This window comes from Sphingopyxis sp. QXT-31, assembly GCF_001984035.1.
In the GTDB taxonomy this organism is placed as follows: Bacteria; Pseudomonadota; Alphaproteobacteria; order Sphingomonadales; family Sphingomonadaceae; genus Sphingopyxis.
Window position 1 is genome coordinate 2259845 of the sequence record NZ_CP019449.1, and the last position, 20076, is coordinate 2279920.

General features: G+C 69.0%; 20 protein-coding genes and 1 tRNA gene. 11 read left to right on the top strand and 10 right to left on the bottom strand.

Annotation, left to right across the window (positions count from 1 at the left end; all coding sequences use genetic code 11):
• Positions 1 to 198 precede the first annotated feature (198 nt).
• The 4 genes from BWQ93_RS10765 to BWQ93_RS10780 all read right to left on the bottom strand — a co-directional run bounded on the left by BWQ93_RS10765 (position 199) and on the right by BWQ93_RS10780 (position 1931).
• A tRNA-Arg gene (locus BWQ93_RS10765) sits at positions 199 to 275 on the bottom strand.
• A gap of 60 nt (positions 276 to 335) precedes the next feature.
• Positions 336 to 803 carry a DUF1178 family protein gene (locus BWQ93_RS10770; protein ID WP_077030548.1) on the bottom strand — a complete coding sequence of 156 codons (468 nt, stop codon included), beginning with the start codon at positions 801 to 803 and terminating at the stop codon, positions 336 to 338.
• Between the two features lie 4 nt (positions 804 to 807).
• Positions 808 to 1068: a glutaredoxin 3 gene (grxC, locus tag BWQ93_RS10775; protein WP_077030549.1), complete on the bottom strand. Its 261-nt coding sequence runs from the start codon at positions 1066 to 1068 to the stop codon at positions 808 to 810.
• A gap of 5 nt (positions 1069 to 1073) precedes the next feature.
• The gene (locus BWQ93_RS10780; RefSeq protein ID WP_083720811.1) at positions 1074 to 1931 is read right to left on the bottom strand and encodes a ComF family protein; all 858 of its coding nucleotides are present in this window, start codon (positions 1929 to 1931) and stop codon (positions 1074 to 1076) included.
• Between the two features lie 54 nt (positions 1932 to 1985).
• Here BWQ93_RS10780 and BWQ93_RS10785 point away from each other — a divergent pair, with 54 nt between their 5' ends.
• A complete protein-coding gene (locus tag BWQ93_RS10785; protein WP_077032331.1) occupies positions 1986 to 2837 on the top strand; it encodes a methyltransferase domain-containing protein in 852 nt (283 codons plus the stop codon).
• On the opposite strand, the gene BWQ93_RS10790 is transcribed toward BWQ93_RS10785, so the two are convergent.
• Positions 2834 to 3202: a (deoxy)nucleoside triphosphate pyrophosphohydrolase gene (locus BWQ93_RS10790; RefSeq protein ID WP_077032332.1), complete on the bottom strand. Its 369-nt coding sequence runs from the start codon at positions 3200 to 3202 to the stop codon at positions 2834 to 2836. The two genes, BWQ93_RS10785 and BWQ93_RS10790, sit on opposite strands and share 4 nt — an antisense overlap.
• Positions 3203 to 3492: 290 nt before the next feature.
• Between BWQ93_RS10790 and BWQ93_RS10795 the strand changes: the two genes are divergently transcribed.
• On the top strand, positions 3493 to 3642 hold the full coding sequence (locus tag BWQ93_RS10795; protein ID WP_232314589.1) for a Flp family type IVb pilin: 150 nt from the start codon (positions 3493 to 3495) through the stop codon (positions 3640 to 3642).
• A 126-nt stretch (positions 3643 to 3768) separates the two neighbouring features.
• Positions 3769 to 3927 (top strand): Flp family type IVb pilin, encoded by a 159-nt coding sequence (locus BWQ93_RS10800; protein WP_077030552.1) that lies wholly within the window; start codon positions 3769 to 3771, stop codon positions 3925 to 3927.
• Positions 3928 to 4050: 123 nt separating this feature from the next.
• On the opposite strand, the gene BWQ93_RS10805 is transcribed toward BWQ93_RS10800, so the two are convergent.
• The 4 genes from BWQ93_RS10805 to BWQ93_RS10820 all read right to left on the bottom strand — a co-directional run bounded on the left by BWQ93_RS10805 (position 4051) and on the right by BWQ93_RS10820 (position 9393).
• Positions 4051 to 5553, bottom strand: a complete 1503-nt coding sequence (locus BWQ93_RS10805; protein ID WP_083721174.1) for a M48 family metalloprotease — start codon at positions 5551 to 5553, stop codon at positions 4051 to 4053.
• 141 nt (positions 5554 to 5694) lie between these two features.
• Complete coding sequence (locus BWQ93_RS10810; RefSeq protein WP_077030553.1) at positions 5695 to 6642, bottom strand: acetyl-CoA carboxylase carboxyltransferase subunit alpha; 948 nt, start codon at positions 6640 to 6642, stop codon at positions 5695 to 5697.
• 11 nt (positions 6643 to 6653) lie between these two features.
• On the bottom strand, positions 6654 to 7583 hold the full coding sequence (locus tag BWQ93_RS10815; protein ID WP_156878207.1) for a tyrosine recombinase: 930 nt from the start codon (positions 7581 to 7583) through the stop codon (positions 6654 to 6656).
• A gap of 1 nt (position 7584) precedes the next feature.
• Positions 7585 to 9393, bottom strand: coding sequence for a hypothetical protein (locus BWQ93_RS10820; protein ID WP_083720813.1), 1809 nt, complete (start codon positions 9391 to 9393; stop codon positions 7585 to 7587).
• Positions 9394 to 9501: 108 nt separating this feature from the next.
• Between BWQ93_RS10820 and BWQ93_RS10825 the strand changes: the two genes are divergently transcribed.
• From BWQ93_RS10825 to BWQ93_RS10835, 3 genes are all read left to right on the top strand, one after another.
• Positions 9502 to 10077 (top strand): shikimate kinase, encoded by a 576-nt coding sequence (locus BWQ93_RS10825; RefSeq protein WP_077030554.1) that lies wholly within the window; start codon positions 9502 to 9504, stop codon positions 10075 to 10077.
• Positions 10065 to 11168, top strand: a complete 1104-nt coding sequence (aroB, locus tag BWQ93_RS10830; RefSeq protein ID WP_077030555.1) for a 3-dehydroquinate synthase — start codon at positions 10065 to 10067, stop codon at positions 11166 to 11168. Before BWQ93_RS10825 ends, aroB begins: the two co-directional genes overlap by 13 nt.
• A 122-nt stretch (positions 11169 to 11290) precedes the next feature.
• Positions 11291 to 12550, top strand: coding sequence for a thiolase family protein (locus BWQ93_RS10835; RefSeq protein ID WP_077030556.1), 1260 nt, complete (start codon positions 11291 to 11293; stop codon positions 12548 to 12550).
• A 3-nt stretch (positions 12551 to 12553) separates the two neighbouring features.
• Here BWQ93_RS10835 and BWQ93_RS10840 read toward each other — a convergent pair whose 3' ends face one another.
• Positions 12554 to 14194 (bottom strand): N-acyl-D-amino-acid deacylase family protein, encoded by a 1641-nt coding sequence (locus BWQ93_RS10840; protein WP_083721176.1) that lies wholly within the window; start codon positions 14192 to 14194, stop codon positions 12554 to 12556.
• A gap of 142 nt (positions 14195 to 14336) precedes the next feature.
• On the opposite strand from BWQ93_RS10840, the gene BWQ93_RS10845 reads away from it, so the two are divergent.
• From BWQ93_RS10845 to BWQ93_RS10865, 5 genes are all read left to right on the top strand, one after another.
• The gene (locus BWQ93_RS10845) at positions 14337 to 15221 is read left to right on the top strand and encodes a LysR family transcriptional regulator (protein WP_077030557.1); all 885 of its coding nucleotides are present in this window, start codon (positions 14337 to 14339) and stop codon (positions 15219 to 15221) included.
• Between the two features lie 95 nt (positions 15222 to 15316).
• Positions 15317 to 16351 (top strand): N-acetyltransferase DgcN, encoded by a 1035-nt coding sequence (gene dgcN / locus BWQ93_RS10850; RefSeq protein ID WP_077030558.1) that lies wholly within the window; start codon positions 15317 to 15319, stop codon positions 16349 to 16351.
• A gap of 4 nt (positions 16352 to 16355) precedes the next feature.
• The gene (gene dgcA, locus BWQ93_RS10855) at positions 16356 to 17348 is read left to right on the top strand and encodes an N-acetyl-D-Glu racemase DgcA (protein ID WP_077030559.1); all 993 of its coding nucleotides are present in this window, start codon (positions 16356 to 16358) and stop codon (positions 17346 to 17348) included.
• A 217-nt stretch (positions 17349 to 17565) separates the two neighbouring features.
• Positions 17566 to 19056, top strand: a complete 1491-nt coding sequence (locus BWQ93_RS10860) for a permease (protein ID WP_077030560.1) — start codon at positions 17566 to 17568, stop codon at positions 19054 to 19056.
• A complete protein-coding gene (locus BWQ93_RS10865; protein WP_077030561.1) occupies positions 19053 to 20075 on the top strand; it encodes a serine hydrolase domain-containing protein in 1023 nt (340 codons plus the stop codon). Before BWQ93_RS10860 ends, BWQ93_RS10865 begins: the two co-directional genes overlap by 4 nt.
• Position 20076: the final 1 nt, after the last annotated feature.

Sequence of the window (20076 nt, forward strand, 5' to 3'; positions counted from 1 at the left end):
TACCTGATCGAATCACCCCTGCGGTGGCCACCGAATTGCGCCGCAGAGACTTTCCGAGACGTTGCGCTGAATTAGCTCGCCGGACGCCCTGTCTCTGACCACGCCCGAGCGATTGACCGCGGGAACGGTCGCACAACCGCGCCGATTGCGTGTGAAGGGCTTAGAATAACCGATTTATATCAGTCACTTACATGTTCGTGGTGCACCCGACAGGATTCGAACCTGTGGCCCCCAGATTAGGAATCTGATGCTCTATCCTGCTGAGCTACGGGTGCGCCGCGGTCCGTTTAGCGGCGGCGGATGCGCAGCGTCAATCGGCCCGGTAACCCGCCCGGTCAATTCGTCGCTTCGGGCGGCACGAAGGGCACGAGCAGCGGCATCGCCGCAATGCCCTCGTCGCGCAACGCCTGCGCTTCCTCGGGCGAGGTCTGGCCGTGGATCAGGTCCTCGGCGGCGCGGCCCTCGTGCATCGCGCGCGCAGCATCGGCGAAATCGCGACCGACCCAGCGCGACTGCGGCAGCATCTCGGCCTGTTTGGCGGCGATCCCCGCCATCACCTTGCGCACCAGTTCGGGGGTCACCTCGCCCGCGCTTTCGGGGGCGGCAGGCGTAGCGGGCATGGCCGCCTGGTTCGACTTGGCACCGACGCGCGGCGCCATCACCGCCTTGGCCACATCGCTGTCGCCGCACACCGGGCAGGCGATCAGCCCGCGCACCTGCTGGTCGGCAAAGCTCTCGCTGCTCTGGAACCAGGCTTCGAACCGGTGATCGCCGACGGCGCAGCAAAGGTCGAAGACGATCAAGGGGTCAGGCCGTGCCGAGCAGCGGGTCGAGCGCGCCCTTGGCATCGATCGCGGCGAGGTCGTCGCTGCCGCCGATATGCTTGCCGTCGATGAAAATCTGCGGGACGGTGCGGCGCCCGCCGGCGCGCTCGACCATCGCTTCGAATCCGGCGCGGTCCATCGTCACGTCGATTTCCTGATACGCCGCGCCCTTGCCGTCGAGCAGCGCCTTCGCCCGCGTGCAATAGGGGCAGAAGAATTTGGTGAACACTTCGATCTTGGCCATGGCCGCTACCTTGTCATCCTTTCGTCAACCATATCGGAATCCAACGAAGCAAAGTCAAATATGTTGCCGCTGGCGAGCGCGTCGGGGACGACGCGCGCCCAGCATAATGCCGACACGCGCGCCGCGCCGCTGCGTTTGAGCGCCCGCGCAGCCGCGCGCAACGTCGCGCCGCTGGCATGGACATCGTCGATCAGCACCAGATGGCACCCCGCGGCGCGCGCCTTCGCGCCCTCGGCGAGCTTGAAGGCGCCCGCGACGATCTTTTCGCGCTCGCGCCGCCCCTTGCCGCGCAGCGACGCGGTCGCCTTGGCGCGCAGCAGCAGGTCGTGGTCGTGCGGCACGCCGGTCAGCCGCGTGAGCTCATCGGCGACCAGCGCCGCCTGGTTGAAGCCTCGCGACCACAGCCGCCAGCGGTGGAGCGGTACCGGCACCAGCAGCGCCTCGCCGCCGCCGACCAGGCTCGTCAGCGGCCGCACCATCAGCCCCGCCATCAGCCGCGCATGGCCGACGCGCCGTCCATATTTCAGCCGCAGCGCGACGGTGCGCGCCGCCGGGCCATAAGCGACCGCCGACGGCGCGCCGTCGAAGGGCGGCGCATCGGCGAGGCACGCGCCGCACTGCATCTCGCCCCCCGGCAGCGCATCGGGCAGCGGGATTGAACAGCGCGCGCAGGCGGGGCCGTCGAGGAAGTGCAGCGACTGCCAGCAAGCAAGGCAGAATTGCCGGTCGCCCGCGACGATCGTCCCGCACGCCGGGCAGCGCGGCGGCAGCGCATAGTCGACGAGCGCGCGGCCGGTCCGCTGCAGGCCGCGAAGGATCGCATCGGCCGCTCCCGCCGAGGGTCCGCTATCGACATCGCCCATCGCTGCCCCCATGTGCCGCTTGTGAAGCAGGACGCGAGGCGGCACAAGCGCCGCATGTCGCCGCCCCCCGTCCCGCTTTTCTCCGCCACACGCCTGCGCGCCCAGCGCGACCGCCTCGCGAAACTGGCGCCGGGCGCAGATTTCCTCGCGCCGATCATCGCCGAAAGCCTCACCGACCGGCTGGCGATGGTCACGCGCAGCTTCCCGCGCGCGCTGCTGATCGGCGGACACGACCCAGCGCTCGCGGCGCATCTGCGCGCTGCGGGCAGCGACGTGACGATTCTCGAGGCCGGGACCCGCCTCGCGGCGACCACGGGCGCGCTGGTCGGCGAAGCCGATGCGATCGACCTGCCCTTCGAAAGCTTCGACCTGATCCTCTGGCCCGGCGGGCTCGACAGCGTCAACGACGTACCCGGCGCGCTGGTGCGGCTGCGCGCGCTGCTCGCGCCCGACGGATTGCTGCTCGGCAGCTTCGTCGGCGACGGCAGCCTCGCGAAGCTGCGCCGCGCGGTGATGGCCGACGGGGTGCGCTCGATCGCGCGCCTGCATCCGCAGATCGATCTCGCGGCGATGGGCAATCTGCTCCAGCGCACCGGCTTCTCGCTGCCCGTGGTCGATGTCGAGGCGCTGAGCGTGCGCTACGGCGACTGGTTCGCGCTCGTCCGCGACCTACGCGCCGCAGGGCTGGCGAGCCGGCTCGCCGCCGCGCCGCCGCCGCTCACGCGCGAAGAGGTCGCCCATATCGCGCTCGCCTTTGCGGCGCAGGCCGACCCCGACGGCCGCGTCGCCGAAACCTTCCGCCTGATCCATTTCAGCGGCTGGGCGCCGCACCCCGACCAGCCGCGCCCCGCGCGGCGCGGCAGCGGGACAGCGTCATTGGCCGACGCACTCAAACCAAATGGCTAGAGCAAAGCCTCGAGCAGCCCGATCAGCGGCCGGTCGGCCGGGGGCATGTCGAGCGCATAGAGTTCGACGGGACGCACCCAGCGCAGCGCCGTCGCGTGCCGCGCCTCCGGCACGCCTTTCCATTTGCGCAGCGCATAGACAAGCAGCAGCAGATGCCGTTCGCCCAGCGGCTCGCTCGCAAAACAGGCGGGAGCGAGGCACGCATGGTCGACCTCGATCCCCAGTTCCTCGGCGAGCTCGCGGATCAGCGCCGCCTCGGGCGTCTCGCCCGGCTCCAGCTTGCCGCCGGGGAACTCCCACAGCCCGGCCATCGACGTGCCCGGCGGCCGCTGCTGGACAAGCACCCGGCCGTCGCGATCGACCATCGCCGCGGCGACCACAATGAGACAGTTTTCGGCGGCTTTTAACGAGGCAGGTGAGGACAAATTGTTAACCCTGATATGCGAAATCCATAGGCCTCGGGAACTCTAGGACCAGAATCCCCGAATTGCACGGCCAAGGTTTGAATTGCATTTCGTTCAGGGCAAAGGCGCGACGCGGCACGGACCAGTGACCGCCCGCACCGCATAAAAGCCACGAACAAAGGGCTTTGCGGTTCAGGGACAATGATCCTGTCAAAGGCAGGGGCAGGGACATGACACATATCGTGGAGCTGATGCGGTCGACCAGAGCCGCCACAGCTGTCGAATATGGGCTGATACTCGCATTGATCTTCGTGGCCGCCAGCGTCGCGATGACCAACGTCGGCAAATCGGCCAGCTCCATGTGGAACAACGTCGCGACGAAAAGTACGTCTGTCCTGTAACGGGACTCATCGAAAAATCCGGCGCGCCGCCACATTAAGAATTTCAAAACCAATAGCGCTTAGAACCGTCCCTGTTGACCAAGACCAGAGTGTCAACCGGGCAAGTGACTTGTTAGGAGACCAGACATGAAGTTCATCAAAAAGTTCATTCGCGACAACAAAGCCGCCACCGCCATCGAATATGGCCTGATCGCCGCTCTGATCGCCGTTGCCGGCATCACCGCGATGACCTCGGTTGGTAAGGGCGTGAGCAACACGTTCAACAACGTCAACGCCAAGCTCTAAGCTTCGCGTCGGCGCCCGGTTTTTCCGGGTACCAATGAGCAGAGATGGGGCGGTGGGTTTCCACCGCCCCATTTTCTTTGCGCGAGCAACGCGCCGCTGCTCCGGCTTTCGCCAGCCGCGAACTCAGCGGCTGGCGTAGACCACGATCTTGACCTTCTGCCCCGGGGTGAGCCGGCTCGTCGAATTCAGCCGGTTGAGCACCTGGAATCGCTCGGTCTGGTAATTGCTGTACGCCATGCGCCGCGCCAGCGTCGCCACGGTGTCGCCGCGCGCGACGGTCACCACGTCGATCCGCCGCGGCTTGATCGCCGCCGCCTCGGCGCTGCTCAGTCGCCGCACGCTGCCAAACATCGAGTTGAACGCCGATCCGCCGCCGGCCTTGGTCAGCGCGACGAAGTGAAAGGCGCTGGTCCGCGAAAATTCATAGGCGAAGACGGTAACATCGACCGCGCCCGACTGGGTGTTCGCGCGCGCGGTCGATGTATAGGCCGGAATGCCGTTCACCGTGGTGCGCTGAATGCTGCTGGGGCTGAGCGCCGTATTGCCCGCGACCGACTTAAACGCCGCGGCGACATAGGCGTTCATGTCGCCATTATAGGCGGCGGTCGTGAACTGTGCCTGCCCGCCGCTGCCGCTCACCGACACCGCGGTCGTGCCGTTCTGCATCCCGTAGCCGCTCGGCACCGCGAATTTCAGCCGCAGGTCGGGATGCAGGAACTCATTGCCCTCGACGACGCCCTGCGCGGGATCGTCGCCATAGAGCACGCCGTCGACCGACGCGTAAAAGGCATCGGCGTTGCGCACGCCGCCGGCACCGGCGCGCGCCGCCAGCGTCTGGGCGTTGCGCACGCGCGACGCGGGGTCGGGGTGAGTGCTCGCCCATTCGGGCAGCGAACGCGCGTCGCCGCCCGACAATCGCGCTTCGAGGCTGGTCTGGTTGGCGAGGCTCGCGAGCACAGTCGACAGCGCCTTCGGGTCGTAACCCGCGCTCTTCAGATATTGCACGCCCAGCTGGTCCGCTTCCAGCTCCTGGCTGCGCGAGAAGCCCAAAGTCGCGAGCTGTGCGACCTTCATCGCATTATTCTGCAGCAATCCGCCCAGTCCACCAAGCAATCCGCCATTGTCGCCGATCGCGCCGCCGAGCACCCCCGCAAGCACGCCGAGAACGGCGTTGCGCGTCGCCGCCGACTGGCGCTTCTTGCTGTGCTGCGCGGCGACATGGCCGACTTCGTGGCCGAGCACGCCGGCCAGTTCCGCCTCGTCGTTCATCAGCGCCATCAGCTGGCGCGTGACATAGACATAGCCGCCGGGGATCGCGAAGGCATTGTTCACCGGCGAATTGAGCAGGGTGACGGTGAAGTCGGAGCGCGCGTTGGACAGCCGCGACTGGACCGCGATATTTTGCCCGACGCGCGCGACATAGGCGGCCTGCGGCCCCGTATAGGTGCCACCGAATTCCTGGACCAACTCGGGATGCGCCTCGGCGCCCTGCTTGCGTTCGCTCGCGGTGATCGCGGTCGCGGTCTTGATCGTCTTGGTCTTGCCCTTGGTCTGGGCCTCGGCGCTGGTGCCGATGCCGCCGGCGCCCACCGCGGCGGCGAGGCAAATCGCCAATGCTGTCGTCATTTTCCGGGCCATTATCGCGCTCCCTTTGGTCCTGTTTGGCTTGCCATAGCCTATATCGGCGCACGACAAGACCCGCGATGAACATCTTGCTCAGCGGATTGTCAGGGAGAACGTCGATCCCGCGATCGGGTTCCGCTGGGCTCAGGCCCGGCCCATGGCGAGGAATTTCTCCTCGCGCGCGGCGAGGATCGTGTCGCGCGGCAGCCCCGCCAGCGCGTCCAATTCCTGCGCGATCGCGTCGCCCAGCGCCCTGATCGCGATCTCGGGCGCACGGTGCGCGCCGCCCACGGGTTCGGGGACGATGCGGTCGATGACCTTGAGCGCCAGCAGGTCATCGGGCGTCATCTTCATCGCCGCGGCCGCATCGGCGGCCTTGTCGGCGGTGCGCCACAGGATCGACGCACAGCCCTCGGGCGAGATCACCGAATAGACGGCATGTTCGAACATCAAGACGCGGTTCGCTGCGGCGATCGCGATCGCGCCGCCCGATCCGCCCTCGCCGACGATCGTCGCGACCATCGGCACGCCCAGTGCGAGGCATTGTTCGGTCGAGCGCGCGATCGCCTCGGCCTGCCCGCGCTCCTCGGCCTGGATGCCCGGGAAGGCGCCCGACGTGTCGACCAGCGACACCACCGGCAGCCCGAAGCGGTCGGCAAGCTGCATCAGGCGGATCGCCTTGCGATAGCCTTCGGGCTTCGCCATGCCGAAATTATGCTTCATCCGCGACGGGATATCGTCGCCCTTTTCGTGTCCGATGACCATCACGCGGCGCCCGCGAAAGCGCGCCAGCCCGCCGAGGATCGCCTGGTCGTCACCGAAATTGCGGTCGCCGGCCAGCGGCATCCAGTCGTCGAACAGCCCCGCGACATAATGTTTGAAATGCGGCCGGTCGGGATGCCGCGCGACCTGCGTCTTCTGCCACGGCGTAAGCTTGGCATAGATGTCGCGCAGCATCTTCGAGGATTTGTCCTCGAGCCGCGCGATGTCATTGTCGATGTTGAGCGACGGATCGTCGCCCATTTCGCGCAATTCGGCAATCTGGCGATCGAGCGCCGCGACCTGTTTTTCGAAGTCCAGAAAGGCTGTCATGGGGGACGTCGCTAGGCCGATGGCGGCGTCAGGTCAACGTCCGCCGGCGTCGGGACCATGTGCGCCAGCGGATGCCGCCGGTTGACCAGCTCGACCAGCCGCCGGCTGTCGACATGCGTGTAAATCTCGGTCGTCGCGATATCGGCGTGGCCGAGCATCAGCTGCAATGCGCGGAGATCGGCGCCGCCTTCGAGCAGGTGCGTCGCAAAGGCGTGGCGCAGCACATGCGGGCTCACCGCCGCGGGATCCAGGCCCGCGCGCGCCGCCAGTTCGCGCAGCATCTGGAACAACCGCACGCGCGAGACATGGCTCTTGCCCGACGGGAACAGCCAGGGCGACCCGTCGGCGACCAGCGGCAGCCAGCGATCGAGCGCCTCGCGCGCGCGCTCCGACAAAGGCGCCAGCCTCTCTTTGTCGCCCTTGCCGCGGATGATCAGATATTGGCGCTCGCCCGCGACCGCACGGCGCGGCAGTCCGACGAGTTCGCTCGCGCGCAGCCCCGATCCATAGAGCAGCTCGAGCAGCAGCAGCATCCGCACCGCGCTCGCCGGCGGCGCCTCGCCCGCAGCTTCCTCGCCCGCCTGCGCGAACAATCGCTCGACATCGTCGTGCGTCAGGATGCGCGGCAGCGGCCGGCGCGTCGCCGGGCGCGCAAGCGGCTGCGCGGGGTCGTCCGCCCGCTCGCCTTCGTCGCGGAGGAAGGCGTAGAACTGCCGCAGCGCCGACAGCTTGCGCGCCGCGCTGCTCGCCGCAAGCAATTGATATCCGGCCATGACCTGCCGCAGTGCCGCGGTGTCGGCGCCCTCCAGCCCCGCGGGCACCATCGCCGCCGCCTGCTCGAGGTCGCGGCGATACGCCAAAAGCGTGTTGCGCGCCGCGCCGCGCTCGGCGGCCATCATTTCGAGGAACCGGTCGATCAGCGCGGCGTCGCCGTCTTGCACCTCAAACCCGAACCAGCGCCTCGGCCGCGATCATCCGCGCCTCCGACGGCAGCCCGACTTCGCGCAGCGCGCGCACGATATGATAGAGGTGATAGGGCGGCATCTTCGACCAGTCGCCCTGCATCCCCGTCGCCGCGAGCAGCGCAACCATGCCCGGCTCGCGCCGCGCCGCGGCGTCCGAAATCGCCCGCGTCCAGCGCGTCTGCTTGCCAAGGTCGACGCCGAGGTCGCTCGCCGCCGACGCCGCCTCGCCGGGCTCGATCCGCCCGAGCCCCGCGAGTCCGGCGAGCAACAGCTTCGAACGCAGCGCGCCGGGGCTGCCGTCCTCGCCCGCGAAATTCGACACCGCACCGGCCGTCGTGCCACTCAGCGCACGCGGCGATCCGACTGCGAGCACACCCCAGGCGCGGCTGCCGACGTTGACCGACGGCACCCAATCGATCGCGCGATTGTCATACCCGCCCGCGAGCATCGATCCGATCAGCTGCCAGGGATCTTCGTCCACCGCGGTACCCACAGGCAGCGCCGCGGCGGCGCGCGACGTCGCGATCAGCGCGGCATAGCGGTCGATGTCGCCCGTGCCGCGGCCCCACAGCCCCTGCATCGCGGCATAGCGCGCGGTCGCCGTCTCGCCGCCAAAGGCGTTCTGCAGCAGATCGGTCTGCGCGGTCAGCGTCTCGGGCGGCTCCTCGGCGCTCGCGGCGGCGCTCAGGAGCGAGACATAGGCTTCGCTCGACAGCACGCCGCGCGCGGCGGCGTCGGGCGCGGCGGCGACGCGGTCGTTCATCTCGCTCATCGGCGCGAGCACGGTCCACGCGCGCATGGCGGGCGTCTCGCTGTTCCGCAGTTCAGCGGGGATCGGCGTCGCGGTCGCGGTCGCCATGCCGAAGCGCCAGCTGGTCAGCCGGTCGACCTTGTCCCACTGGATCGTGATCGAGCGTCCGCCCGCGATGCTCGCGCCCAGCACGCGCTCGGCGAGCAAAATGTCGAAAGCGGCGACCTTGCCGCTCGACCGCACTCGGCTCATCGCCCAGCTTGCCGGGCCGGCTTCGCCCGACAGCCCGGCGCAGATGCCGGCGGCGAGCCGCCAGCTATGCTGGTCGCCATGCGCGAGACCGCCGGGGACATAGGGGCAGAGGCCCGCCGGATCGGCATTCGCTAGAAACACCTGTTGCGCGATCTGCACCAAGCGCGGGCTCGCGCGGTCGTAATCGACCGACTGCACAATCGTGCGCGCGACATTCGCCTCGCCCATGCGCAGCAGCAGCCCGGCGCGGTCGGCGGCGAGGTCGGCACCGTTAATCGTCGCGGGCGTGTCGATCGCCGAGGCGAGCGAGCGGCGCAGCAGGATCGATCCCCAGCGCGAGGCGATCGGCCCGCGCGTCGCGCGCATCAGCGCCGCGGCATATTGGCCGCGCACCCCGAAAGCGTCGGGCGCCAGCCCGCCGGTCTCGGGCGTCAGCGGCCCGATACGCGTCAGCAAGCGCCGCGCGCCCGGCGGCAGGTCATATTTCAGCGTTCCGGGCTCGACCTCCTCGCCCTCTTCGAGCGTCTCGTCTTCGGCCGCGGCGCCGGTGGTCGGCACCACCGCGGGCGGGGCAACGCCGGTCGCGGTCGGGGCCGGGGTCACCGAAGGCGTCGGCGTACCCGGCCGCGGCGCAGGCGCCGGCGTCGGGGCGGGAGACGGCGCGGGCGTCCCGAAACCTTCGGGCAGCAGCGATTCCTGCGCCAGCGCGGGCAGCACCAGCGCCGCCGCGATCGCCGAGCCCGACAGCCCGAGCGCCAGCGTCCAACCCTTGCTCTTCCTCACCGCGCGCCCTCGCCAAATCCGTCGATCACAAACACCTCATGCCCAATATTTGCGCGCCGCAGCAAAACCATTGTCCCGCGCGCCGCGGGCGGTATAGCCGCGCCCAGCATGACGGGAAACCCGAAAAGCCCGGCCGGATCGACATCCGGGCCCGCAGCCGCCGATATCCGCGCGCGGCCGATCGTGCTCGTCGGGCTGATGGGATCGGGCAAGTCGACCGTCGGCCGCCGCCTTGCGCAGCGGCTCGGCATGCGCTTCGTCGACGCCGACGACGAGATCGAGCGCGCCGCGGGCATGAACATCTCGGAGATTTTCGCGCGCTTCGGCGAGGGGCATTTCCGCGACGGCGAGCGCCGCGTGATCGCGCGGCTGCTCACCGGCAAGCCGCTCGTGCTCGCGACCGGCGGCGGCGCCTTCATGAACGACGAGACGCGCGCGCTGATCAAGGACGCCAGCCTGTCGATCTGGCTCGACGCCGACATCCCGACGCTCGTCGAGCGCGTCGCGCGCCGGAGCCACCGCCCGCTGCTCAAGGGCCGCGACCCCGGCGAAGTGCTCCGCGACCTCGCCGCGGTGCGCAACCCCGTCTATGCCGAGGCGCATATCCGCGTCAGCTCGGCGTCGAGCCCGCACGAACATACGGTGCGCGCCATCATGGAGGCTCTCTCGACATGGAACGCCTGACCGTCGACCTCGGCAGCCGCAGCTATCCCATATTGATCGGTGACGGCCTGCTCGACGAGATCGGCACGCATGTCGCGCCGCTGCTGAAGCGCCCGCGCACGATGATCGTCACCGACGAGCATGTCGCGCCGCATTATCTCGCCGCGGTCGAGGCCTCACTGGCCGCCGCGGGCATCGCGCACAGCGCGCTCGTCCTACCCGCAGGCGAAGGCACCAAAGGCTGGGACGGCCTCGCGCGCCTCACTGAGTGGTTGATCGGCGAAGGCGTTGAGCGCAGCGACCATGTCATCGCGCTCGGCGGCGGCGTGACCGGCGACCTCGTCGGTTTCGCGTGCAGCATCGTCAAGCGCGGCTGCGCCTTCGTCCAGGTACCAACCACCCTGCTCGCGCAGGTCGACAGCAGCGTCGGCGGCAAGACCGCGATCAACGTGCCCGCGGGCAAGAATTTGATCGGCGCCTTCCACCAACCCGCGCTCGTGCTGATTGACCCGACCACCCTCGCCACCCTGCCGCGCCGCGAGCTCGGTGCGGGCTATGCCGAGGTCGTCAAATATGGCCTGATCGACGATGCGGCCTTCTTCGCCTGGTGCGAGGCCCATGGCGCCGCGCTGCTCGCAGGCGACAGCGCAGCGCGCCACAGGGCGATCGCGCATAGCGTCGCGGCGAAAGCGCGCATCGTCGCCGCCGACGAGCGCGAGACGCAGGACGTGCGCGCGCTCCTCAACCTCGGCCACAGCTTCGGCCACGCGCTCGAGGCCGAAACCGGCTATTCGGACCGCCTCCTCCACGGCGAGGCCGTCGCCGCGGGCATGGTCCTCGCGCATGAATTTTCAGCCGCCAACGGCCTTTGCCCGCCCGAAGAGGCTGCGCGCGTCCGCGACCATCTCGCGAGCGTCGATCTCCCCCACAGCCTTGCCAGCGCGGGCATCAACACCGGCGGCGCCGAACTCGCAGCCCACATGGCGCACGACAAGAAGGTCCGCGCGGGCAAGCTGCCGCTGATCCTGACGCGCGGCATCGGGCAAAGCTTCGTGACCGACGAATATGGGCTGGATAAGGTCGCGGCGTTTCTCGACGGCGCGCGCAGCTAAAGTTTCGCGCCCGATATTTTTGATATGCTTTGGTCCAGTAGACAGCCGGACCATCGCCACCCACATCCCCTGCATAGCTTGCTTCCCCGCCGCTCTCCCGCGCGCGATTATGGAGATTTGCCATGCAGCGTTTTGCCCAGAAGATTTTCATCGCCCCCGGCCTCCGCACGCCTTTCGGGCGCGGCGGCGGCGCGCTTGCCGACCATGATGCGATCAGCCTGTCGGTCCCGCTGGTCCAGGCGATGGCCGCCAAGGCGCGCCCCGACCTGTTCGTTTGGGGCACGGTGATCCCCAGCCTCGGCTGGAGCAACATCGGTCGCGAAATCTGGCTCGATGCCAAGCTCGACCCGACCGTGCCCGCCTTTTCGGCGGTGCTCGCCTGTTCGACCAGCATGATCGCGGCCTTTGCCGCCGCCGGCATGCTCGGCGGCTCGGCCGAGCTCGCGCTCGTCGGCGGCGCCGAAGTGATGAGCAGCCCGCCGATCGGGCTCAAACCCGCCAGCTCGAAGCGCATCGTCAAGCTGTTCCGCACCGACCCGCCCGCCGCGGTCGCCGCGCTGCAGGCGCTGACCGCCGACGACCTGACGCCGGTCAAGGGTTGGGCGAACCGCATCACCGGCCGCACGATGGGCGACCATATGGAAGAGACCGCGCAGGAGTGGGGCATCGCCCGCGAAGCGCAGGACGATTGGGCGCTGAAGAGCCACCAGCGTGCGATCGCGGGGTGGGAAAGCGGCTTCTTCGACGACCTGGTGCTGCCGCTCCCAGAGATCGCGCGCGACGCCAACCCGCGCGCCGACACCTCGGCCGAGAAGCTCGCGGCGCTGAAGCCGGCTTTCGACACGTCGGGCAAGGGCTCGCTCACCGCGGGCAACAGCTCGCCGATCACCGACGGCGCCGCGTCGCTATGGGTCGCAACCGAGGCAGGGCTCGGCAAGCTGCCCGAGGGCACGCCTTATGCCGAGCTGGTCGATCACGAGATTGCCGCGGTCGATCATCATGTCGACGGACTGCTGATGGCGCCGAGCTTCGCGATCCCGCGGCTGCTCGCGCGGCACGGGCTGCGTTACGAGGATGTCACGCTGTGGGAAATCCACGAGGCCTTCGCCGCGCAGGTGCTCGCCAATGTCGCCGCGCTCGAAAAGCCGGGCTGGACGCATGATCATGCGGGCGTCGACTTCGATTTCGGCCCTTTCCCTTGGGACCGCGTCAATCCCAATGGCGGCTCGGTCGCGATCGGCCACCCGTTTGCGGCGACCGGCGCGCGCGACCTCAGCCAGGCGGTGAAGGAGCTCTGGGACAAGCCCTCGGGCTCGTGCACGATCGTCAGCGTCTGCGCCGACGGCGGCCATGGCACGGTCTCGCTGCTGCGCCGCCGCTGACGCTCAGCCCCGTTCGCCGCAGCCCGGCGGGCGGGGCCGCAGCAGCGCGCGGCCGGCGGCGACGCCGGTCGTGCGCGAGCCGTCGACCGCCAGCTGGCCGTTGACGAACAATTTGTCGACCCCGACGCTCAGCTCGCGCGGGCGCACATAATCGGCGCGCGGCGCATAGCCCTCGGGGTCGAACACCAGCACATCGGCGAAATAGCCCGCGCGCAGATAGCCGCGCCGATCGAGCTTGTAGATGTCGGCGGTGCGCCCGGTCGACTGGCGTATGAACGTGGCAAGATCGATGACCTTCCGCTCACGCACATAACGCACATATTTTTCGGGAAAGGTCGCGAACATGCGCGGGTGCCCGTCGGAGCCGTCGGACGCGGTCACCATCCACGGCTGTTTCATCAGCAGGTCGACGTCGGCCTGCGCCATGTTGAACGACGCGACCGACGTACCGCCGCCGCTTTCGCCGCGCGCCTTCGCCTCGACGCTCGCGCGGATGATGCGCAGCGCCGCGTCGCGGCTGTCGAGCTTCCACGTCGCGGCGACCTTTTCGAGCGTCTGCCCGGTCCAGGGATAGCCCGCGGAGATCAGGAGCAACGCCTTCGCCCCGCCGCGCCGGCGCAGATTTTCCGCCATCTCGCCGCGAATCTTCGTCAGCGTCGCGGGATCGTCCAGCCGCTTCAGCAGCGCCTTGCCGCCGCCGTCGACCGCCCAGCGCGGCAGCAGCGAGGCGTCGAGGTTCGATCCCGACGCGAGCCAGGGATATTGGTCGGCGGTGACGTCGACCCCTTCCGCGCGCGCCTTCTCGATCGCCGCGATCACCGCGCCCGCCTGGCCGTGGACGTCGACGCCGAGTGCCTTCAGATGCGCGAAATGGACCGGCATGCCCGCCTGCTTGCCGATGTCGATGACCTCCTGCACCGATCCGAGCAGCCCGATGCTGTAGCTCGATTCGTCGCGCTGGTGCGTGTCGTAGATGCCGCCGCGGGTCGCCGCCTCGCGCGCTACCGCCACGACCTCGCCCGTCCTCGCGAAGCTCTGCGGCGCATAGAAGAGCCCGGTCGACAGGCCGACCGCGCCCTCGCACATGCCCTTCGCGACCAGCGCCTTCATCCGGTCGAGCTCGGCCGCGTCGGGCGCGCGCGCATCCTGCCCCAGCACGCGCTGGCGCACCGGCCCGAAGCCGACGAACGACACGACATTGGTGCCGATGCCCGACGCCTCGAGCTTCGCGGCGTCGGCGGCGACGTCGGGCGTGCCCGACCCGTCGACTCCGATCATCACCGTGCTCACCCCCTGGGCGAGCCAGGCGGCGTTGACGCGCATCGCCTTGTCGGGCGAGCGCAGAAAGCCGTCGGCATGGGTGTGCGGATCGACGAAGCCCGGCGCGACGATCATCCCCTTCGCGTCGATGATACGCGGTGCGGTAAAGCCGCCCGGCGGACCGACATGGACGATCCGCTCGCCGCGAATCGCGACGTCGCCGACGAAAGGCGCACCCTCGCCGCCGTCGTAGATCGTGCCGCCGCGGATGATGACATCGACCGCTTCGTCGGCCTTGGCGGAGGCCCCCGATATCGAGAGCAGAGCCGCTCCAGCAGGAAGCAGAGCCATGGTGCGCACGAGGCGAAGCGGGGCAAGCGGCATCGGCATAACCTTTCTGCGGGACGTCGGCGAACAGATGTCCCGAGCGGGCGCCCGACGTCCAGCCAGCGTTGTTGCACCCCCTATAACCCGATGGCATAGAGAGGAAAGTGCGCCGACATTTTCAGCCCGAGGCCCTTAAGCGATGAACCTGCGCCAGATCGAAATCTTTCACGCGGTGTTCCTGCACGGCACGGTCAGCGCCGCGGCGCGCTCGCTCAACGTGTCGCAGCCGTCGGTGACCAAGGTGCTGCGCCACGCCGAGCGCTCGATCGGCCTCACCCTCTTCGAACGTTCGAAAGGCCGGCTGATCCCGACGCAGGACGCGCACACTTTGTTTGCCGAAGTCTCGGACATCCAGGACCGCGTGCGCTCGCTGCGCCAGGCGTGCCAGAACCTCCGCCACGGCCGCGGCGGGCTGCTGCGCATTTCGGCGCTCCCCTCGCTTGGCCTCGGTGCGGTGCCCGAGGCGGTGTCGCGCTTCCTTGCCGATCATGACGACATCATGTTCGACCTCCAGACGCTTCACCACGACGAGATGGTGCGCAAGCTCTACGAGCATGAAACCGACATCGCGATCAGCTTCGAGGTGCCGCTGTCGGCCCCCGTCGCGCATCAGGTGATCGGCGAGGGCGAGCTGGTCGTGATCTATCGCGAGGAGGATATGCCCGGCGCCCCGCCGCGGCTGCACCTCGACGAGCTGCGCGGGCACAAGTTCATCAGCCCGGTGCAGAGCGGCCCGATCGGGCGGATGCTGTCGAGCGAGCTCAGCCGGCTCGAGGTCGAACTCGACGAGGTGGTGTCGGCCCGCACCTATTATGTTGCCGCGGCGCTGGTGAACGCCGGGGTCGGCATGGCCATCGTCGACAATTTTACCGCGCACGCCGCTTTGCCCCCCGGCCTGTCGAGCCGGCCGCTCCAGCCCGCGATCACCTTCGACATCAACGCGGTCTATCTGCAGAACCGCCCGCCGTCGAAAACCGCCTCGGCCTTCCTCGCGGTGCTCGCGACGGTGCTCGAGGGGTTATAGAGCCAGGCTATGGGATAGCGGGCGCTAGATATATACACCGCCGTCCCAACCGGGCGTAAGAACGCGGTTCCACCGTTACGCAGGTCTGCCGACATATGATCGAAACGCCCTATCTTCTCTACCTCGGCCACGCGACCGACCCCGCCGATATCAAGACCTCGCGCGGGCTCGCCGTCTTCCGCCCCGACATCAGCGTCGGCGAATTTCGCCACGACGATTGCCCGCTGACCTTGAACCTGCCGCGCATGGATTTCGCCGCGGCGCGCGCCGCCGGTGCCCGCACCCTCGTGCTCGGCATCGCCAACGCCGGCGGCAAGCTCGGCGAGCCGCTGATCCTCGATGCGCTCGCCGCGCTGGAGGCCGGGCTCGACATCGCATCGGGGCTGCACCACCGGCTGAACGCCGAACCGCGGCTGGTCGAGGCCGCCGCGCGGCTCGGCCGCCAGCTCCACGACGTGCGCGACCCGCGCCCCGACATCCCCGTCGGCAACGGCAAGAAGCGCGCCGGCAAGCGCCTGCTCACCGTGGGCACCGACTGTTCGGTGGGCAAGATGTACACGACGCTCTGCCTGGCGGACGCGCTCGCCAAGCGCGGCGTCGCCGCCGACTTCCGCGCCACCGGACAGACAGGCATCCTCGTCGCGGGCGACGGCGTGCCGCTCGACGCCGTGGTCGCCGACTTCATCTCGGGCGCGATCGAACAGGTGTCGCCGCCGCGCGATGACGACGGCTGGGACCTGATCGAGGGCCAGGGTTCGCTTTACCACCCCTCCTTCGCGGGCGTCTCGATGGGGCTGCTCCACGGCGCTCAGCCCGACGCGCTCGTGCTCTGCCACGATCCCGTGCGCCCGCATATGCGCGGCCTGCCGCATTATCCGCTCCCCGGCATCGCGCAGACGATCGAGGCCAATCTCAACGCCGCGCGGCTCACCAACGACGATGTCCGCGTCGTCGGCATCGCGCTCAACACCTCGGCGATGCCCGAGGCGGAGGCGCGCGCACTGTGCGCGAAGATCGAGGCCGAATTCGAGCTGCCGACCAGCGATCCCTATCGCTTCGGGGTCGAGACGATCCTCGACCGGCTGCTCGGCACCGAAGCCGCCGCGCAAAACGTCGCGGCCACCGCCTGACCGCATGCGCCGCTCCCTGACCGTCGCGGGTGAGACGCTGCCGCTGCACACGCCGTTCCGCATCTCGCGCGGCACGAAGACCGCGGCGCAGGTCGTCACCGTCGCGCTCAGCGAGGACGGGGTCACCGGCCGCGGCGAATGCGTCCCCTATCCGCGCTACGGCGAGGATGAAGAAAGCACGATCGCCGCGATCGAGGCGGCGCGCGATGCGATCGAGCATGGGATCAGCCGGCAGGATCTGCTCGCCCTAATGCCCGCGGGCGCAGCGCGCAACGCAGTCGACTGCGCGCTGTGGGACCTCGAACTGCGCCTCGCGGGGAGCGATATCGCCGCCGCGCTCGGCCTCGAAAAACCGCTGCCGCCGATCGTCACCGCGATGACGATCAGCCTCGACGCCCCCGATCGCATGGCGGCCGCCGCGGCAGCGCTCGCCGATGCGCCGCTGCTCAAGGTCAAGGTCGACCGCAGCGACCCCGCGGCGCAGATCAAAGCGGTCCGCGCGGCGGCGCCTCATGCCAAAGTCATCGTCGATCCCAACGAAAGCTGGACCATCGCCGAAGTCGCCCGCCTGCAGGATTTGCTCGTCGAGCTGCACATCGACCTGCTCGAACAGCCGCTGCCCGCCGACGCCGACGGGGACCTCGCCGGTTTCCGCTCTGCAATCCCGATCGCGGGCGACGAGGCGGTGCATGTTGCCGCCGATCTGGACACGCTGCCCGATGGTTATGGTGTGGTGAACATCAAGCTCGACAAGACCGGCGGACTGACGGCCGCACTCGAGCTGGCAGAGGCGGCGCGGACGCGCGGGCTCGGCGTGATGACCGGCTGCATGATCTGCTCGTCGCTCTCGATCGCCCCCGCCTGGGCGATTGCGGCGCAAAGCAGCTTCGCCGACCTTGACGGACCGCTCTGGCTTGCCGAGGATCGCCCGGGCGGGGTGAGCGCAGCGAACGGCATATTGTCGCCGCCGCAGCCCGGCTTCTGGGGTGGCATTTGACGGCATCGGGGCAAAACGGGGGTGAAGGTTGCGGGGCTGCGGTCCTGCAGTGGTTTTGGGGTGGGAATAATACAATCCTCCCCAGTTGTGGGGAGGTGGCAGTGCGAAGCGCTGACGGAGGGGGTTCGCCTCCTCGCGCAACGTCGCTTCAGGCCGCGCCCCCCCTCCACCACCCGCTTCGCGGACGGTCCCCCCCCCCGCAAGCGGGGAGGATTAATTGACCGCCGCCACCACCGCCCTCCCGTCGGAAACCCCCGCCAAGCCCTCCGCACGCCGCCTGTTCGGCCTCTACCTCCTGCTCGGCTTCTCCGCCGGCCTGCCCTTCTACATGTTCAACGCGGTGCTCACGCTGCGCCTGTCGAAGCACGGCGTCGACATCGTCATCATCGGTTTCTTCGCGTGGATCGCGCTGCTGCCGACCTTCAAATTCGCTTGGGCGCCGCTCGTCGAGCGCTACGATATCCCCGGCTTCGCGCGTTTCTGGGGCCGCCGCCGCGGGTGGATCATGCTGTCGCAGCTCGGCATTTTCCTCTCGATGGTCGCAATGGCCTTCACATCGAGCGACAAGAGCCTGCCGCTCACCGCGCTCTTCGCGATCCTGCTCGCCTTCTGGACGACGACGCTCGAGGTCGCCGCCGACGGCTGGCGCATCGAGCTCGCACCCACGCAGGCCGAGCAGGCGCCGATCGTCGCCGCGAACCTCTGGGGCTATCGCAGCGCGATGGTCGCTGCAGGAAGCGGCGCGATCCTGGTGGCGGCCTGGGCCGACTGGACCTGGGCTTATCTGGTCATCGCGGTCGCGGCCTTCGCGCCTTTCCCGATCCTTGCCGCGATGCGCCCCGACCAGCCGGGGACGGCCGGCCGCGGCGCCGCGCTGATCAAGGGGATATCGGCCAGCCTGCTGATTCTGCTCGCCGCGACGCTCGCCACCACGGCCGTCGGCTGGGTGCTGCTTTCCGCAGCGCAAGGCGCAGGCATCTCGGCCAAGACAAACATCACCCCCGTCGTTCTCGCCATTGCGCTGCTGCCCTTCGCCCTGCTCGCGCTCGCGCTGCCGCGCATCAACCGCCTGCCCGCCGACTTCCTGGCCCGCAAATCGGGCTTTGCCGCGGCCTATGTCGAGATCTTCTGGCGCTACGGTTATGCCATGCTCGCGCTGCTCGCCTTCGTCTCGCTCTACCGCATGGGCGACGTGCTCGCGCTGACGCTGTCGCACCCGCTGTGGAACGAGCGCGGCTACAGCCTGCACCAGATCGGCGTCGCCGACGGCGTCGTCGCCCTGTCGGCGAGCATGGCGGGGGTCGCGCTCGGCGGCTGGCTGTCGACGCGGCTGTCGCTCGGCTGGACGCTCGGCATCGGCGCGGTGACTGCTGCGCTCGGCAACTGGATCTACGTCTGGCTGTGGCACAGCGAGCCCGCGTCGTTCATCCTCTATACCGCGGTCGCGGTCGACCAGTTCGGCAACGGCTTCGCGGGCGCGGTGTTCGTCGTCTATCTCTCGATGCTCGTCAGCCCCAAATATCCCGGCGCGCAATATGCCCTGCTATCGGGCTTCGCCTTCCTGCTGCCGCGCCTGCTCGCGGGCGCCTCGGGGTCGATGCAGACCCAGATCGGCTATGACGGCTTCTTCCTGCTGTCGGGCGCGCTCAGCTTCGCCGCGATCTTCCTGCTCCCCGTCATCGTCCGCGTGAAGGGGCGCACGGCATGAGCCTCGGCGCCCTCTGCGAAGCGGGCTTCGCCCCCACGCTCGAAGCGACGCAAAGCGGCCGCATCCCCGGCGCCGCGCTCGGCGTGGTGAGCGCCGACGGCACAAGCGCGGTGCGCTTCGCGGGCATGGCCGCGCTCGTCCCCGAGCGCGAGGCGCTGACCCGCGAGCACTGGTTCGACCTGGCCTCGCTCAGCAAGGTGATCGCGACGACGGTTATGATCCTGACGCTCGCGGACGAAGGCCGGCTCGACCTCGACCGCCCGCTGACCGACGCGATCCCGGATCTCCGCCAATATGATGTCGCGAGTGCCGCCGAGCGGCGGCTGACCTTCCGCGACTGCCTGATGCACCGCAGCTTCCTGCCCGCGGTCGAGCCCATCTATACCTATGGCGACGATCCCGCACGGCTGCGCGCCTTCGTCCTCCAGCGCGAATGGCGCCATGGCCCGCCGGTCTATTCGGACATCAATTTCATCCTGCTCGGCATCGCGATCGAACGCCTCACCGGCGCGCCGCTGTCGGACTGGCCGCTCGGCGAAGGCCTCGGCTTCGGTCCGCCCCCCGGTCCCGCCGTCGCCACCGAAAATTGCAGCTGGCGCGGGCGTGTGATGCAGGGCGAGGTGCACGACGAGAACGCCTATGCGCTCGGCGGCGCGCCGGGACATGCCGGCCTGTTCGGCACCGTCGACGGCGTGCTCGGCTTCGCGCGCGCGCTGATGGCGGGCGAGATCCTGTCGGGCGCGATGATGGTCGAAATCCGAACCGCGGGCGAGCGCCACCGCACCTGCGGCTGGGAACGCGCCTTTGCCGGCTGGCACGGCGGCGATGCCTGCTCGGCCGAGACCATCGGTCACACCGGCTTCACCGGCACCGGCCTCTGGATCGATTTCGAACGCGGCCTCGCCTGGACCCTGCTCACCAACCGGGTCCATCCGACCCGCCATGCCGACAGCGGCATCACGGCCGTGCGCCCCGCGGTGGGCAATGCGGTCATCACAGCCTGGGATGAACGGACATAAT

What these genes read in the sequence shown, in the direction of transcription:
- grxC (WP_077030549.1), bottom strand. Translation starts at nt 1,068, where the DNA reads ATGGCCAAGATCGAAGTGTTCACCAAATTCTTCTGCCCCTATTGCACG.
- BWQ93_RS10780 (WP_083720811.1), bottom strand. Translation starts at nt 1,931, where the DNA reads ATGGGCGATGTCGATAGCGGACCCTCGGCGGGAGCGGCCGATGCGATC.
- BWQ93_RS10785 (WP_077032331.1), top strand. Translation starts at nt 1,986, where the DNA reads ATGTCGCCGCCCCCCGTCCCGCTTTTCTCCGCCACACGCCTGCGCGCC.
- BWQ93_RS10790 (WP_077032332.1), bottom strand. Translation starts at nt 3,202, where the DNA reads ATGGTCGATCGCGACGGCCGGGTGCTTGTCCAGCAGCGGCCGCCGGGC.
- BWQ93_RS10795 (WP_232314589.1), top strand. Translation starts at nt 3,493, where the DNA reads ATGCGGTCGACCAGAGCCGCCACAGCTGTCGAATATGGGCTGATACTC.
- BWQ93_RS10800 (WP_077030552.1), top strand. Translation starts at nt 3,769, where the DNA reads ATGAAGTTCATCAAAAAGTTCATTCGCGACAACAAAGCCGCCACCGCC.
- BWQ93_RS10805 (WP_083721174.1), bottom strand. Translation starts at nt 5,553, where the DNA reads ATGACGACAGCATTGGCGATTTGCCTCGCCGCCGCGGTGGGCGCCGGC.
- BWQ93_RS10810 (WP_077030553.1), bottom strand. Translation starts at nt 6,642, where the DNA reads ATGACAGCCTTTCTGGACTTCGAAAAACAGGTCGCGGCGCTCGATCGC.
- BWQ93_RS10825 (WP_077030554.1), top strand. Translation starts at nt 9,502, where the DNA reads ATGACGGGAAACCCGAAAAGCCCGGCCGGATCGACATCCGGGCCCGCA.
- aroB (WP_077030555.1), top strand. Translation starts at nt 10,065, where the DNA reads ATGGAACGCCTGACCGTCGACCTCGGCAGCCGCAGCTATCCCATATTG.
- BWQ93_RS10835 (WP_077030556.1), top strand. Translation starts at nt 11,291, where the DNA reads ATGCAGCGTTTTGCCCAGAAGATTTTCATCGCCCCCGGCCTCCGCACG.
- BWQ93_RS10840 (WP_083721176.1), bottom strand. Translation starts at nt 14,194, where the DNA reads ATGCCGCTTGCCCCGCTTCGCCTCGTGCGCACCATGGCTCTGCTTCCT.
- BWQ93_RS10845 (WP_077030557.1), top strand. Translation starts at nt 14,337, where the DNA reads ATGAACCTGCGCCAGATCGAAATCTTTCACGCGGTGTTCCTGCACGGC.
- dgcN (WP_077030558.1), top strand. Translation starts at nt 15,317, where the DNA reads ATGATCGAAACGCCCTATCTTCTCTACCTCGGCCACGCGACCGACCCC.
- dgcA (WP_077030559.1), top strand. Translation starts at nt 16,356, where the DNA reads ATGCGCCGCTCCCTGACCGTCGCGGGTGAGACGCTGCCGCTGCACACG.
- BWQ93_RS10865 (WP_077030561.1), top strand. Translation starts at nt 19,053, where the DNA reads ATGAGCCTCGGCGCCCTCTGCGAAGCGGGCTTCGCCCCCACGCTCGAA.